The organism is Desulfosporosinus sp. Sb-LF, from assembly GCF_004766055.1.
Classification (GTDB): domain Bacteria; phylum Bacillota; class Desulfitobacteriia; order Desulfitobacteriales; family Desulfitobacteriaceae; genus Desulfosporosinus.
Window position 1 is genome coordinate 61,941 of record NZ_SPQR01000009.1, and the last position, 15,744, is coordinate 77,684.

15 protein-coding genes are annotated in these 15,744 nt (G+C 44.5%); 3 read left to right on the top strand and 12 right to left on the bottom strand.

What is annotated here, in order from left to right; all coding sequences use genetic code 11:
• Window positions 1–48: 48 nt before the first annotated feature.
• Entirely contained in the window at window positions 49–489 is a 441-nt protein-coding gene (locus E4K68_RS14340; protein WP_135379624.1) for a DUF134 domain-containing protein, read from the bottom strand.
• Window positions 490–635: 146 nt separating this feature from the next.
• Here E4K68_RS14340 and E4K68_RS14345 point away from each other — a divergent pair, with 146 nt between their 5' ends.
• The gene (locus E4K68_RS14345) at window positions 636–2,288 is read left to right on the top strand and encodes an FAD-dependent oxidoreductase (RefSeq protein WP_135379625.1); all 1,653 of its coding nucleotides are present in this window, start codon (window positions 636–638) and stop codon (window positions 2,286–2,288) included.
• Window positions 2,289–2,449: 161 nt separating this feature from the next.
• Here E4K68_RS14345 and E4K68_RS14350 read toward each other — a convergent pair whose 3' ends face one another.
• The 5 genes from E4K68_RS14350 to E4K68_RS14370 all read right to left on the bottom strand — a co-directional run bounded on the left by E4K68_RS14350 (window position 2,450) and on the right by E4K68_RS14370 (window position 7,416).
• On the bottom strand, window positions 2,450–3,226 hold the full coding sequence (locus E4K68_RS14350) for an ABC transporter ATP-binding protein (protein WP_135379626.1): 777 nt from the start codon (window positions 3,224–3,226) through the stop codon (window positions 2,450–2,452).
• Window positions 3,227–4,024, bottom strand: a complete 798-nt coding sequence (locus E4K68_RS14355; RefSeq protein WP_135379627.1) for an ABC transporter permease — start codon at window positions 4,022–4,024, stop codon at window positions 3,227–3,229.
• A gap of 107 nt (window positions 4,025–4,131) precedes the next feature.
• The gene (locus E4K68_RS14360; RefSeq protein ID WP_135379628.1) at window positions 4,132–5,142 is read right to left on the bottom strand and encodes an ABC transporter substrate-binding protein; all 1,011 of its coding nucleotides are present in this window, start codon (window positions 5,140–5,142) and stop codon (window positions 4,132–4,134) included.
• 61 nt (window positions 5,143–5,203) lie between these two features.
• The gene (gene hisC / locus E4K68_RS14365) at window positions 5,204–6,316 is read right to left on the bottom strand and encodes a histidinol-phosphate transaminase (protein ID WP_135379629.1); all 1,113 of its coding nucleotides are present in this window, start codon (window positions 6,314–6,316) and stop codon (window positions 5,204–5,206) included.
• On the bottom strand, window positions 6,313–7,416 hold the full coding sequence (locus tag E4K68_RS14370; protein ID WP_135379630.1) for an iron-containing alcohol dehydrogenase family protein: 1,104 nt from the start codon (window positions 7,414–7,416) through the stop codon (window positions 6,313–6,315). Before E4K68_RS14370 ends, hisC begins: the two co-directional genes overlap by 4 nt.
• Before the next feature lie 559 nt (window positions 7,417–7,975).
• Here E4K68_RS14370 and E4K68_RS14375 point away from each other — a divergent pair.
• Both E4K68_RS14375 and E4K68_RS14380 read left to right on the top strand, forming a co-directional pair.
• Window positions 7,976–9,385 (top strand): amino acid permease, encoded by a 1,410-nt coding sequence (locus E4K68_RS14375; protein WP_199241780.1) that lies wholly within the window; start codon window positions 7,976–7,978, stop codon window positions 9,383–9,385.
• A 52-nt stretch (window positions 9,386–9,437) separates the two neighbouring features.
• Complete coding sequence (locus E4K68_RS14380; RefSeq protein ID WP_135379631.1) at window positions 9,438–10,163, top strand: aspartate/glutamate racemase family protein; 726 nt, start codon at window positions 9,438–9,440, stop codon at window positions 10,161–10,163.
• A 27-nt stretch (window positions 10,164–10,190) separates the two neighbouring features.
• Here E4K68_RS14380 and E4K68_RS14385 read toward each other — a convergent pair whose 3' ends face one another.
• The 6 genes from E4K68_RS14385 to E4K68_RS14410 form a co-directional block, all read right to left on the bottom strand.
• Window positions 10,191–10,478, bottom strand: a complete 288-nt coding sequence (locus tag E4K68_RS14385; protein ID WP_135379632.1) for a hypothetical protein — start codon at window positions 10,476–10,478, stop codon at window positions 10,191–10,193.
• A gap of 105 nt (window positions 10,479–10,583) precedes the next feature.
• On the bottom strand, window positions 10,584–12,494 hold the full coding sequence (locus tag E4K68_RS14390; protein WP_243450383.1) for an aldehyde ferredoxin oxidoreductase family protein: 1,911 nt from the start codon (window positions 12,492–12,494) through the stop codon (window positions 10,584–10,586).
• A gap of 12 nt (window positions 12,495–12,506) precedes the next feature.
• Complete coding sequence (locus tag E4K68_RS14395) at window positions 12,507–13,289, bottom strand: TIGR04076 family protein (protein ID WP_135379633.1); 783 nt, start codon at window positions 13,287–13,289, stop codon at window positions 12,507–12,509.
• A 157-nt stretch (window positions 13,290–13,446) separates the two neighbouring features.
• A complete protein-coding gene (locus tag E4K68_RS14400) occupies window positions 13,447–14,169 on the bottom strand; it encodes an amino acid ABC transporter ATP-binding protein (RefSeq protein WP_135379634.1) in 723 nt (240 codons plus the stop codon).
• A complete protein-coding gene (locus E4K68_RS14405; RefSeq protein WP_135379635.1) occupies window positions 14,156–14,830 on the bottom strand; it encodes an amino acid ABC transporter permease in 675 nt (224 codons plus the stop codon). The genes E4K68_RS14400 and E4K68_RS14405 overlap by 14 nt, the downstream gene beginning before the upstream one ends.
• An 86-nt stretch (window positions 14,831–14,916) precedes the next feature.
• Window positions 14,917–15,732: a basic amino acid ABC transporter substrate-binding protein gene (locus E4K68_RS14410; protein ID WP_135379636.1), complete on the bottom strand. Its 816-nt coding sequence runs from the start codon at window positions 15,730–15,732 to the stop codon at window positions 14,917–14,919.
• Window positions 15,733–15,744 lie beyond the last annotated feature (12 nt).

The window sequence follows — 15,744 nt, forward strand, 5'->3', positions numbered from 1 at the left end:
GGTTCCTGGAACCCGCCAAGAGGTGATGTCAAGAATACCTTCTTGACATCACCTCTCACATTCGGTATTACATTGTTTCCTATTACATACCACTTCATTTGATCCACAATGTTTGCACACTCGTCCCCGCTCCTCAAAGGTTATCATCGTTTCATTTCCACAGGAACTACATTTGAAATTGCAGACATTTTTAGTATAGTGCCCTCCCCCTACAGTGATCGCTCTATTTTCTATGAGGGCTGTCGCAACTTTTTTCCTCGCCTCATCGATAATATTCTGAAAGGTTTGTCTAGAAATCTGCATCCTTCCGGCACACTCTTCCTGGGTGAGTCCTTCTATATCCTTAAGCCTCATGGCTTCTAATTCCTCTATTTTAAGTTGAACCTCTTGAATTCCCTCCAGGCATGCACATTTCCCCTTTGGACAGGGTGCGAAATATTTATTCTCGGGAATAGACTCAACCCTTCTCCATTTAACTGGCCTAGGCATATTATCACCTTCCAAATGATTTTCTATATTATTGCACAAAAGAATGATAGCATGATTATTGTCAAATGCCAATAATCATGCTATCATTTTCACATAAACTTAAGTAACTTGGAGGTTAAATCTAACAGCTGAAGGAGACGTTATTCATGAGCAAAAAGGTACTCATTGTTGGCGGAGTTGCTGGAGGAGCCAGCGCCGCGGCACGATTGCGCCGTTTGGATGAAGAAATGGAAATCATTATCTTTGAGCGTGGAGAACATATTTCCTATGCCAACTGTGGCTTACCCTATTATGTTAGTGGAGTCATTGTTGAGCGGAATGCACTTTTAGTTCAAACACCTGCTGGTATGAAAGAACGCTTTGATATCGATGTTCGAATCCACAGTGAGGTCACCCGTATTTTTCCTGAGCAAAAAGAAATAGAAGTCAAAGAAGCTAATGGCCATATCTACCGAGAATCCTATGATGAATTGATCCTTTCTCCAGGGGCAGCCCCGATTCGTCCACCTATTCCTGGGATCAACGATATCGAATCCTTTGTCGTGCGTAATGTTTCGGATATTGATCAGATTAAGGGCTATATTGATGAACAGCAACCTCAAACCGCAGTTGTAGTAGGCGGTGGATTTATCGGCTTAGAAATGGCTGAAAATCTCCAGGCTCGAGGAGTCAATACAACGATTGTAGAAATGGGCGATCAGGTCATGGCTCCTCTAGATTTCGAAATGGCCGCAATTCTCCATGAACACATTTTCACCAAAGGAGTCAACCTTATTTTAGAAGATGGAGTAAAAGCCTTTGATAAAAAAGAGAATAAAACCATCCTTACGCTCCAAAGCGGTGAACAAATTGAAGCTGATTTAACAATCTTAGCCATTGGAGTAAAACCCGAAATAAAATTAGCTAAAGAAGCCGGACTGACGATCGGGGACTTAGGTGGAATAAAAGTTAATGAGAGACTACAGACCTCTGATCCTAATATTTACGCTGTGGGCGATGCTATCGAAGTCAAACACTTAATAACAGGACAAGCATCACTTATACCACTAGCCGGACCTGCCAATAAACAAGGTCGCATTGTTGCCGACGTTATCGCGGGTCGGAATAGTCAGTATAAGGGTACTCAGGGGACTTCTATCGCCAAGATTTTTGATCTGGCTGCGGCTTCGACCGGTGCGAATGAAAAAACGCTCAAGAAATTAGGAATACCTTATGAAGTGTCCTATACTCACTCTGCTTCCAACGCAATGTATTATCCCGGAGCAACACGGTTATCCCTTAAGCTTATCTTTGAAAAAAGTGCTGGTCGAATTCTCGGGGCCCAAATTGTCGGGTCTCAAGGTGTCGATAAACGAATCGATGACATCGCTGGGGTAATCCGTCGCCAAGGCACTATCTATGATTTGCAAGAACTCGAGTTGGCTTATGCTCCACCGTTCTCATCGGCTAAAGATCCAGTTAACATGGCAGGCTACGTTGCTGAAAATATTATCAATGGAGATGTTCGTACGGTCCATTGGTATGACGTACAAAAAATGAACCCGAAAGAGGTCTGTATCGTCGATGTACGGACGATTGAAGAACGAAGAGGTAAATTTATTCTCGGTTCTCTACACATACCGATCGACGAACTCCGCAACCACTTAGCCGAACTTCCCAAAGATAAGGATATCGTAGTTTACTGCGAGATCGGCTTACGCGGCTATTTAGCTTATCGAATTTTAACTCAACACGGATTTACACGAGTTAAGAGCTTAAGCGGAGGCTGGGTCACCTATTTTCCAGCAGTGTTTAGTTAATTATACATCAAGGGTAAAATTTTAAAGAGTCATCGAAGAGGTTTCCCTTCTGATGACTCTTTACAGCACCCTTTTTATGAATAGTATCTTGCACCTCGCAAGGTACTATTTTACTTTTTCTATTACATTGAACTATGCCTGAAAAATCGGCATGCTAAGTACTACCTAAGGGCTTTCAAAGTCTCTTCACGGATAAGTTCAAGTAATCGGTTCTTAAGACTTAAGAATTCTGAGCTGCTCTTAATATTGTAATCGCGAGGTCTAGGCAGATTCACAGAGATGTTCTCTTTTAGACGTCCCGGTCTAGCCGTCATGACATAAACTGAATCTGCTAAAAAGATGGACTCTTCCACATCATGCGTGATAAAGAGAATCGTCTTTTTGGACTCTTCCCACGCCTTGAGCAGGATTTCCTGCATAATGCTCCGAGTCTGAGCATCTAGGGCACCGAACGGTTCATCCATTAAGAGTATTTCAGGGTCATTTGCCAGCGCACGGGCAATCGCCACCCGCTGTTTCATTCCCCCCGATAGTTGGATCGGATAGTGTTTCTCAAAACCGTTTAACCCAATAAGCTCAAGATAATGTTGAGCTACTTCTTTACATTGTTTTTGAGAGGTTCCCTTGAGTTTTAATCCAAAGGCTATATTATCTTCCACGGTTAACCAAGGATAAAGGGTATAGGATTGAAATACCATACCTCGATCAGGGCCAGGGCCTTTGACCTCATGCCCATCAAGGTAAACCTTTCCTGAGCTTGGCTCTTCGAGTCCCGCTACGATCCTTAATATGGTGGATTTTCCACACCCTGAAGGACCGAGGATCGTGATAAACTCGCCTTCTTTTACCTTAAAAGACGTACGATCGAGTGCGACCATTTCGCCACCCTTAGTAGAAAACACTTTGCCCACCTGGTCAATGACAAGTTTATGATCCATTTACACTCCCTCCTTTCTCATCCAAGAGAATGAAGCACGATAGATGAACTTGAAGAGAATGTCTGTCACCAGACCCAGCAAGCCAATAATAATAATTCCCACAAAAATTTTATCAGGCCTTAAGAATCTGGAGGACTGCATGATCATATACCCTAAACCACTCGAAGCACCGACAATTTCGGCTACAACCAAATACGTCCAAGCCCAACCAAAGGTGATCCTTAGAGTATCCACGATACCTGGGAGAGAGGCAGGAAGGATTACTTTGCTAAAGATCTGTGCTTTACTTGCCCCCAGAGTATAGGATACTTCAATTAAATCATTTTGAACGTTCTTGGTCACATCCATAACCATCAGGGTTAACTGAAAGAATGTCCCGAAGAAAATGACACTCATTTTTTCACCCTCACCGAGGCCGATCCACAAAATGAACAGGGGAATGAAGGCTGAAGCAGGCATATAGCGAATAAAACCCATTAAGGGCTCTAAAAATCCTTCCATGATTCGGAGTGTCCCCATAAGAATCCCTAAGGGTACACCGATTAGTGCAGCCAGCAAAAAGCCTAAGCTCACCCTTGTAAAACTAATTCCAATATCCTTTAATATATCTCCTTGAGAAAATAGATTAATAGCCGTGTCAATGACCTTACTGGGACTTGGAAGAAAGAGCGGATTTACAATTCCGGTAAAACTAAGGATAGACCAGATTAAAATAAATAGTATGAAGGCCAAGAGCCCCGCCGAAGAATATAAACCTTTAGAAATTTCCTTTTTGGGAGCGAAAATATTTTTCCACATCACTACTCCCCCTTTCAATGTGTTTTATCGCCCGGTTGCTTGACGTTGCTTTTTAAGATGTGAGACATTAAATAAGGAGGCCCTTGCGGGCACTCCTTTCTTCATTCCTACAGTCCTTCAACAAACTTGGAATTGATAATACTTTCCGGAGTAATGGCCTTATCGATAATCTTTTGCTCGACGTAAAAATTAATGTCACTCTTGGTTGCTTGATAGATTGAGCCTTGATTTGCACTTGATCCAAATAATTTTTTATTGTCTTCTTTATTAAAGAACTTAAGGCCAGGAACCGTAGAGGTAAACTCTTTTACATCGATTTTTAAGCCTTTAGCCATAATTTGATCCGATTCGTCCTTGTTAGCCTTCCAATAGTCCATTGCTTCTGCCATTGCAGCAACAAAGGCTTTAACATCATCGGGACGTTTTTCAATGACTTCATTTCTAAAGCTAATGCTATCCACGATAATCCCTGGAAGGTCCTTAGTGGAAACTAACACTTTACCATTAGCACTGGCCCCTTTGGAAAGCCAAGGTTCCCAAGTGACTGCAGCATCAACTTTTCCAGCCACAAAAGCGGCTCCAGCATCCCCTGCTGACATGGGTACTACTTCAACATCCTTGTCCGTTAAACCAGCTTTCTTTAACACAGACAACATCAACAAATGGCTTGTGGAACCAACTTCAAAGGCAACCTTTTTCCCTTTTAAGTCGGCAGCGGATTGAATTTCCTTCTTAACAAGGATTCCGTCCCCACCGTAGGAATCATCGATAAGCCATACGACTTGTACAGGAACTCCCGAAGCGGCTAGGGTGACCTGAACATCTTGAGCTGTTGCCATGCCATCAATCTTACCGCCGGCCAAAGCTTGCTTACGCTCTGCTAAACCGTCAACGATCGTTAACTCAACATCAACTCCATGTTTTTTAAAGAGTCCTTTCTCTTGTGCAAGGAATAAGGGTCCATAACCAGTCCAGGTCGGTAACGTTACTTTTAAGGGCGCTTTTTGAGCGGCTGCTTGTCCCTCTTTGGGTTGCTCCTTTGTGGTAGTCGCGGCGCCGCAACCTGCTAAACTGAGAATCAGAACTAGAGCTAAAACCAGGGCCATAATCTTTTTCATGTCGTTTCTCCTTCCATTTTTGGGCTTTTTGGGCAACTGAATTAATGTGGAAACTGAACTTTTACGCTTGGGTCATAATTTGTTTTAAGGCGTTAACAAAAGCAAGGACTCCCTCGTGCTTCCCTACGGATACCCGAATGGATGTATCCAGCCCGTAACCCTTTAGCGTTCTTACGATTACTCCATGCTCGGCCAACTTTTGAAATATCACGTTACTATCCATTTTGGTATCGACGAAAACAAAATTGGTATCGCTTTTTCGATAGGGTAATCCCAGTGATTCGAAGACTTCATACATCAGTTCTTTACCCTGATTATTGAGCGCCTTCGCTTCTTGAATATGCTCTAGATCCTCTAGGCTGGCTAATGCTCCCGCCTGGACGACGGCATTGACGTTAAAGGGCGGGCGAACATGATTGATGGCATCAATCACTTCCATCGTCCCAATACCATATCCAAGCCGCGCACCCGCCAAAGAATGAGCCTTAGAAAAGGTACGGACCACAAAGAGGAATTTGTGTTGGTTTAAATACCGAACCCCAGATTCAAATTCGGGTGAAACTGCATATTCATGGTAAGCTTCGTCGATGACTACCAGAATATGATCCGGCAGTTTATTTAAAAATTTCACAAGCTCGGCTTTAGGAATGATGGTACCCGTTGGATTGTTCGGATTACACAAAAAGATTGCCTTGGTTTTTGAGGTCACTTTTCTAAGTACATCTTCTAAATCATAGGAGAGATCTTCGCTCATTTCAGAAAAGACCGGTGTCGCTCCCATAAGATTCGTCGCTGCAAGGTATTGAATAAAACTCACTTTCGGAATGATGACCTCATCCTCTGGCTCTAAAAAGGTTTGGGCTATAAGGAGGATCATCTCATCGGCACCATTGGAAAGAATAACCTGACCTGGGCTAACTCCCTCGATCTCAGCGATTTTCTTCATGATCGAATCCCCTGCTGAGCTAGGATAAAGGTTCAAATCACAAAGTGACTCTGTCATGGCTTGGATTACTTTCGGCGATGGACCTAAAGGACTTTCATTGAAGGATAGCTTGTACACCGTTTCCTTGCCAAGAACCGCTTTAATCTCTTCGACTGGTAGGTCCGCTAGCTCGCACTTATAAGGTGTTAACTTTGGATAAACCTTGCGGACGATGTTGTTTACATTCATAGAACTCTCTCCTTTGTGCGCCCCAGTTGATCGGCACGACGAATTCCATCGATTACCATTTGAGGGGTAACTTCAAAGGGCATATTAGCCATATCCTCAATTTCAACCGTAACACTACCAAGTGTTTGCCATTTTTCTTCTGAAATGAGGGAAGCGTCAATCCCCATCTCGCCTAGGGTTTTGGGCAAATCGACTTGTTTGTAGTACGAAATTACGTCTAGGATTTCTTCATCTGGACGACCTTCCATAGCCAACTGGGTCAATATCCCGAACGCAACAATTTCTCCGTGGTATACCTCATGAACCTCCGGGAAAATAGTGAGGCCTGAATAGACAGCATGAGCGGCAGCGGTCCGACAATCATCTCCACCGTAGTTACTGATACTACCGCTTACGACGATAATCGCATCAATAACATCTTCGAGTTCTCTTGAAACGACCCCATTGCGTATCGACTCAGCAGCACGTTTTCCTTCCTTTAATAGGAGTTCATAAACAAATCGTGCTAACGTGACGGCACCGCAGTTAAACGCATTCGGTTCTGCTTTTTGGTTTGAAGCCTTGGATTCAAACCATTTTGCTAACGTATCGCCGATCCCAGAAACTAAATACCGCACGGGTGCTTCAAGGATAACTTGAGTGTCAACTAAGATCAGATCGGGGTTTTTAGAGTTACGACTGATCTCCAGATACTCTCCTTTATCATCGTAAAGAATGGATATACAAGTCGCTGCAGCACAGGTCGAGGCAATCGTGGGAATTGCAATCACAGGGAGATCCAGTAGGTATCCCAACGCTTTAACGGTATCGATTGCTTTCCCTCCACCCGCGACCAAAAGAACATCGGGCTGAAACTCCTCGACTTGATTTTTTAGGTTATGTATATTGCTCTCACTACATTCTCCTCCATACCAAATGGGAGGAAGCACCTCAATACCGTGTTGCGAAAGGTCTTTCATTATCGGAGCTGATACAAGACTTAGGGATGTTTTCCCACCTAATAAACAGGCCTTCTCGCCAAAGGAGCCTACATAGTCTCCGATTTGACCGATCAAACCTTCCCCACGAATATAGTTACCATGTCCAGAAACTATTTTCATATAATGCCCCTAACTTTCGAGCGAATTATACGCTTATATGTATTTTTATTCAGACCCTAATTTTAGAATGATTTATATAGTCTGTCAACCATTCTTTTCCTACTCCGAAAGCAACTGATAACTAAAACCTCCTTAACAACAACAGAACCGAGTAGAATTTTTTTGCACTTATACAGATCACATGTATTGAATTGTATTGTATAACATGCTATCATATCTCTAAACTGTTGATGGGGAAGTAAAACCGTCAAACCGACCTTTTAGCGAACCGAGAATGGTGGAAGCTCGGCAGGTTCTGGAGCGGTAAATGGGCCCCTGAGGGTGGAGTGAAAAAGCCTAGGCTTTAGTAGCTTTCAACGCTAGCCAGCGTTATTGGGCAAGGGTGTGATTGCACCTGGTAAGCGAAGATGCCTTTTAAATGGGCATTAGTTAAGGTGGTACAGCAGGTTAAGCCTGTCCTTATTTAAGGGCAGGCTTTTTTGTATATACACAAAATGTGGAGGTGATTGAATGAAGCGTAATCGTCGGTTATCGTTGATTTAATGAAGGAGGAGTTCTTGTGTCTGATATCTCAAATGATGCCCTATTAGAACGTGAAAAAGGCCTCAATAGGCAACTCGAAAAACGCCAACTTACCATGATTGCCATTGGTGGCGCAATTGGCACCGGGCTTTTCTTGGGAAGCGGTTTTGCCGTCAGTCTGGCCGGTCCAGGAGTCATTATCTCTTATATTCTGGGTGTTTTAATCACGTTAATTATGATGTATGCACTCTCCGAGATGACGGTGGTCCATCCAACCGCAGGTTCCTTCGGAGTGCTCGCCGAAATTTATATTAACCCTTGGGCTGGTTTTGTTGTTCGATATACATATTGGATTGCTCAAGTTATTGCCATCGGCGGAGAAGTTACTGCCGCCGCCACCTTTACAAAGTTTTGGTTCCCAGCGGTGCCTATGGTGGTATGGGTCATTATCTATTCGATCGCTCTCATTATCGTCAACCTTTCCTCGGTTAAGCATTTTGGCGAGATTGAATATTGGTTTGCTATGATCAAGGTATCTGCCATTGTTTTCTTTATTATTTTAGGGATCGGTTATATTTTTAATGGTTTTGGTCAACCGGCTCCGGGATTAAGCAATTTAACCGCCCATGGAGGCTTTTTGCCGAAGGGTTATAGCGGCGTCTTAAAGGCCATGCTGATTGTTATTTTCTCCTTCTACGGTATTGAAGTCATCGCCGTAACGGCCGGTGAAGCCAAGGACCCGGAAAAATCGATCCCTCAAGCTATGAAATCGATGCTCTTTCGTTTAAGCACGTTTTATATTCTGGCCATCGCACTGGTTGTGGCTATTGTTCCCTGGACTAAAGCCGGCCTGAGTGAAAGCCCCTTCGTTACGGTGTTCCGCTCCGTAGGAATACCCTATGCTGCAGGAATTATGAATTTCGTGGTTTTAACTGCGGCTTTGTCGTCGATGAATACCAACCTTTATTTAACCGGCCGAATGCTCTTTTCCCTTTCTCGAAGCGGACACGCTCCTAAAGTATTCGGACAGTTAAGCAAGGAAGGTGGACCCCGTCATGCTGTGTTAGCTTCGACTCTTGGTCTCCTTCTCGCAGCTTTCCTTTCCGTTAAATTTCCGGATACAGCGTATATGTATCTTTTTGGAGTGTCGATCTTTGGTGGAATCTTTGTATGGATTATGATCCTGGTAAGTATTTTACGTTTCCGGAAACTTCGTTCTGAGAAGGGTCTACCGCCCAGTCCCTTTAGAATGCCCCTATTTCCCATTTTGCCATGGATCGGGATTCTAGCCTTAGTCGCTATTCTCGTGGATTGCTTCTTTATTCAACTCGAGTCAGCTTGGTACGCGGGGATACCCTGGATCATTTTCTTGACCTTAGCGTACTTTATTAGCAAAAAATCGAAGGACAAATCTCAACACACCTCGAATCTAAAGCAAAACCTTTAAACTCTTCATTTTAAGGCAAAGCAATAATAGCCTGAAAAAGGAGGAAGCTTTCTTGCATCGTGTCAAAGGAGGTTACCCAAGTTACGGCCAATTGGCGGGGATTCTCATGCTCGGCTCAACCACTCCCCGAGCCCCCGGGGATTTAGGACATGCCCTAACGTTCGATTTTCCTGTTCGTTATGGATTCGCTCCGAACTTTCCGTTTTCGGATTTAGTTCTGGGGAAAAGCGATAATCTACCTTGGGTGATTGAGGCGGTTAACGATCTACAAAACCAAGGTTCACGGTTTGTCGCAGCCGATTGTGGCTTGTTCTCCGTGTTCCATCGAGAAATTAATGATCAATGCGATATTCCTTTCCTATCCAGTAGCCTAATGATGATTCCTTTTCTTAAAGGGATCTATCCCGGGAAGAAACTTGGAGTCTTAACGGGAGATACAAGGATTTTGAGTGATCAACACCTTCGACCCGTGGGAGCCTGCTTAGAGGATGTCGTGATGGAGGGCTTGGAATCTAGTTCAGAATTCCAGCGAGTGGTCATTGACCATGAGGACAACTTAGACCTCGCTGCTTTAGAAAGGGATACTCTACAAGCCGGACTGCGCCTCATAAAAAAACACCCCGGGATCGGTGCTGTGATCCTAGAGTGTACGAACCTCAATACCTTTAAACAATCTCTTCAACAACAGCTTGGTCTGCCTGTCTATGACATGATAAGTCTTGTGAATTGGGTTGCCGATGGCTTTCTCTTCCGCACGTATGCAGAACGATTCATTTAGTTTGCCTCGTTGTATTTACACCTCAAATTAACCACCCGCGACCGGGGTAACTAGAGTAATGCAACATGAAGGGGGCAACATCGTCTCAAGGTCTGTCGGGCGTTCTAAAATCCGTCCCGGCTCCCCTGGAGAAGGAGAAATAACCACAACCTGACTGCTTAGCATGTCCTGAACAATGGCTGGTCCTAAAATCTCTTCTAAACGATTGAAAAGCGTCTTTAGCCGGACTGCTTCTTCCGGAAACTCTAACTCATCCATTTTTCTCTTAACCATAAGTCGAGTTGCTCCAAGGTAACGAACTATAATTTTAGCCATAGGGTTACTCTCTTTCAATTAGGGTATGCCCATCAACTTGCGTTATGACCGCTGCTATTAAAAGAAGGATCGCTTTTGCGACCCTTCTTTTTTTAATGCTTAGCTTTAAAGCAAACCTTTGCTTTTTAAGTCAGCGGCTTCTTTTTCTAAGCCCAGTTCGCATAATTTCTCGAAGGTCGGTTTGCCCGTTGCTACATCCCAGTTCCTCGACAAGTAATATTCATCTAACATTGGTTCAAGTTCCACCACGCTTCCCGCTGAAGACCCGGAAGAGGATGGCAAGGGTTCCTCTGTAAACCGTGTGGGAAGGCGATCATCCTTACGGGATAAGCCTTCCCGAGTATTGAAGGCCCGTTCCAGATTAACCACTCGTTCACAGATTGTCTGAACTTCTGCACCATCAATATCCCAGCCTACAACGGCTTGCAGTAGTTTTGCGGCGGTATCAAAAGGGATCATTTCCATGTTCACTACGGTGTTCTTACACACCCCTAAACAATCGGAAAGAACACTCCACTCCTCATAATGTTTGACCACTCGGCCTTTACCCTCATACTTCAAGCGATAAGCAGCATCCGGTGAGCCGTAAAGACGTAACCCTTCCTCAGGATTCTCCGAGAATTCAAACGAGGGCTCCGAGCGTAAATGGTCTCCTCCCCGGCTAGCTAAAGCATATCCCAAAGCATAAGCTTTTAGGCCTCGAGGATCGGCCTGGAAGAATTCCAGCCCCTTGACATGAAAGGCATACTCCTCAGAGCCGCGGCCAATTTTCTCGGCAGCAGCTCTCACGCCATCCGCCAAAATATCCCCAAATCCCTCGCGATGGGTGATTTTCTCAATGAGAGTTAACACAGTCTCAGTGTTTCCCCAGCTTAAATCGAGACCGTCTGCGTCCGCACGGTTGATAATCCCTCGTTGGTAGAGCTCCATGGCAAAAGAAATCACTTCCGACGTCGTAATCACATCTAACCCGTGACGGTTACACAGATCCACTCCTTTAAGTGCGGAGGCAAGATCCTTCACCCCAACACGCGAAGAGAATCCAGCAAGGCCTTCAAATTCCGGGCCTTCACTTTTTAACCCTTTCCAGGGACCCTCCGTCACTTCATAAAAACGACTACAGGGAATAGTACATGAAAAACAGGATTTGGATTTGGTTTTATAGGTCTCAGCTAAGGCCTCCCCACTGATTTCCTCCGCCCAATCAAAGCGGCCCGTTTGGAAATGATGGGTTGCTAAACAGCCGGCCTCATTCAAAGCGTGTACCAGTTTCGTCGTACCCATAAGTGCGCGGGTCGCATATTCCGGATGAGCGTAAATCGCTAAGTCCAGTTCTTTTACCAACGCTTCAAATTGTTGTGGGTGAGCAACACGAATCGTACCCGTGCCACGAACAGCGATGGCTTTGAGATTTTTGGAACCCATGAGAGTTCCCATTCCGGTTCGTGCGGCAGCCCTTACCAAATTATTAAAGAGACCGGCAAATTTAACGCCATTTTCTGCAGCCGGACCGATCGTAGAGATCTGAACTCTTGAATCCCCGAGTTCGTTTAAAATCTCCTGATGAGTCGCCCATATATCCTTACCCCAGAGATGCTCCGCCGGTCGTAATTCCACGTTTTCCCGGGTGATCAAAAGATAGACCGGGTGAGGTGCCTTCCCTTCGATAATCACTTGATCATAACCCGCAAATTTGAGTTCCGGTCCAAAAAAACCGCCCGAGTTCGAATCCCCTAAGATCCCCGTCTGAGGAGACATACCACTCACATTAAAACGGGCAGCACCCGACAGCATTGTCCCCACCAAGGGGCCTACGCCAAAAAAGAGCTTATTTTTGGGGTCTAATCCATCGAGATGCGGAGGAATTTCATCATAAAGATGGCGCATATTGATGCCGCGTCCTCCTATATAGTTCCTAACCTTTGTTTCATCCGTTAACTCATAGGAAATCTTCCCTGACGTCAAATCCACCCGTAATACTTTACCGGCGTAACCGCCAGCCATCCGATCGGACATGTCCATCCTCCTCTACTTGATCGCTGCTCTTGCCCCGCCTTTAATCGGAGCCTCTCCAGCTCGGCCAAAGGTCAAGGCTCCCGTAGCACACCGTTCGACACACTGAGGGTTACCGCCGCATAAGTCACAGAACATTGGCTGTTTGCTCAAAGGGTGAACCTGCACAGCCTTGAAGGCACACGCTTTTTGACACGCCAAACAGCCGGTACATTGGTCCTTATCGAGGACAATAGCTTTAGTCTGAGGATCTCTGGATAAAGCCCCAATCGGACAAGCCTCTAAACAACGGGCTGTACCGCATTGACGACAGATCCGGGGTATATCTAAACCGTTCGCCTCATCTTTATCAATTCGCACACGCGATTCATCAACACTAAAACCTTCTGTATGTTTGAAGCTGCAGGTCATTTCGCACGTCCGGCAACCCGAGCACACTTTTTCATTCACTAGAATACGAGGAAAGGGCTTGTCCTCGCTAGACTCGTTAGTTTTACTCGACTCGTTAGTTTTGTTAGTTTCACTACTTTCATTAACTCGTTCAATACGATATATCACTAACCCATTCGGATCTGGACAACACATCCGAGATGTACTCGGCAACCAATCATTTTCCTCAACGATATTCCGTTGTTTTGCGGGCAACATAGGAAGTATGCTGGCTAAGGCCCAAATACACATATGTTTCCCTTCAGGGATGATGAGCCGACCTCCTTTAACTTCACAATAGTCCCCTATAACCATTGGCAAATCACAAAAGCCGCGGATTTCTTCAACAACAATCCGTAAATCGTACAAGACGCCTCCACCTTTCTCCTAACAACTGCCATCGATTCTGGCTCTAAGCAGCTAATTCTTTTCTATTGTGTCTATTATAACAAATGATCTTGTCCTAAAATACTACTATAATAACTATAGTAAATAGACAGAGGACAGTTTCCTGCCCCCTGTCTATTTAGAGTATTTTACTTAAGAATAATTGAGTCCGTTCTTCTTGAGGATGACTAAAGATCTGTTCTGGTGTTCCTTGCTCAACAACCCGGCCTTCATCTAAAAAGAGAACGCGATCCCCAACCTCGCGCGCAAACCCCATTTCGTGGGTAACTACAACCATCGTCATCCCTTCTCTGGCCAAATCTTTCATGACCGCCAAAACCTCTCCGACCATTTCAGGGTCGAGTGCTGAAGTTGGTTCATCAAAAAGCATGACAATTGGGTTCATAGCTAAGGCCCGAGCAATCGCAACCCGCTGTTGCTGCCCGCCGGATAGTTGTTCCGGATATGCCTTGTCCTTATCGTTAAGCCCAACTTTATTCAAAAGCTCATAGGCTTTCTTTTCTGCTTCTTCCCTACTTTTCTTAAGGACCTGTATCTGTCCAATGGTTATATTCTCAAGGACGGTCAGATGTTGAAATAAATTAAAACGTTGAAAGACCATCCCAACTTCCTTACGAACCAAACTCAGGTTAGCTTTATTGTGGGTGATTTCGATTTCATTAACAAAGATTTCGCCCTTAGAAACGCTTTCCAGACCGTTCATACAGCGTAAAAATGTGCTTTTTCCCGAACCCGAAGGACCGATAACAACCACCACTTCCTGTGGTGCGATTTCCACGGAGATCTCCTTGAGTACTTCATGGTGGCCAAAATACTTTGTAATGTTTTTAACGCTGATCAACTTGCCACCTACTTTCGATATAACTGGAAAGCGCTGTCAAACTAAGGATAATCACCAGATAGACGATCGCAATCGCAGTCCAGATTTGCAAGCCCGCGAAGTTAACAGAAATAATCATCTGTCCCCGCCTCGTCAGTTCAGCGACCGAAATTGCGGAAAGTAAGGAGGTATCCTTAATGGTTTGAATAAACTGGTTAACCAAGGGAGGCACCATTCGTTTAAAGGCTTGCGGGAGAATAATGAAACGCATCGTTTGAAAATTGGTCATACCAATGCTCATCGCCGCTTCTGTCTGACCTCGATCAATTGATAAGATTCCTGCACGGATAATTTCCGTAATGTAAGCCCCTTCGTTGAGGGCTAAAGCTGTAATCCCTGCTATAATCACATAATTGTTTCCAAACCAGACTTGGAGAGGGAACACGGAAGGTAAGGCAAAATAGATATAAAAAATGAGAACAAGAAGAGGTAAGCCCCTAAAAATATGGACATACCCTTGCCCAATTCTCCGAAGGATGGAGACTGACGATAATTTAAATAGAGCAAAAGCTAAACCTAAGATTGTTGCAAAAAAGACGGCAGCAATTGAGTAGAGGATTGTCAGTTTAGCGCCTTCAAGAAGTTGGGGCATGGCATCCATAATAATCGGCCAAAAGTTCATCCTTTCACCTCTCCTCAAAATTCAATAAAGTTAAAGAGCGCAGCCTGGGGCTGCGCTCATGCAAATAAATCACTAAACCCTTACACTTACTTTTGAGTGACTAACCCATAATTGTCTTTGAAATATTTATGATAGATTTTCTCATACTCGCCGCTTTTGATAATTTTATCAAAACCCTCATTGATCTTGTCTACGAGTTTAGCATCCTTCTTCGTCACAGCAATACCATAATCTTCACCGGTTAAAAGGCTCCCGACGACTTTTACGTTATCATGACCTGTATTAATGTAGTTCTGGTGAACGGGATTATCAAAAATGACAGCATCCGCACCCGCGTTTTGCAATTCACGATAAGCCTCGTCAATGTTATTGAAACGTTTAACGGTCACGCCTTGCTCTTTGCTCATCATGAGATCTCCAGTGGTGCCTAGCTTTACAGCCACTGTTTTTCCCTTCAGATCTGGTACTCCTGTAATCGTACTATCCTTTTTAACGAGTAAGGAAAGTCCTGATTTATAATAAGGTTTGGAGAAATTAACCTGCTGAGCGCGTTCCGGTTTAATCGTAATCCCGGCAACCGCTACATCAAGTGATCCTGTTTGAATGGCCGGAATCAACCCTTGAAAGTCCATGGTTTTAATATCTCCATCGATTTTAAGGTTGGCTTCTTTGGCAATCGCCGTAATGATGTCAATATCGAAACCTGTGACTTTACCGTTTTCCATCTGCTCAAAGGGTGGGAAAGTGACGTCCGCTCCAAGTTTAATCGATTGGGCAGTTGCTGCCCCTGTGCTCGTTCCACCCGCAGTAGAAGAATCAGCGGGTGGTTTTGCTGCACCACACCCTGTTAACAATAACCCTAAAACTAAAGTACTCGCGACCAATGAACTCAATTTACGCAAATCCAATACCTC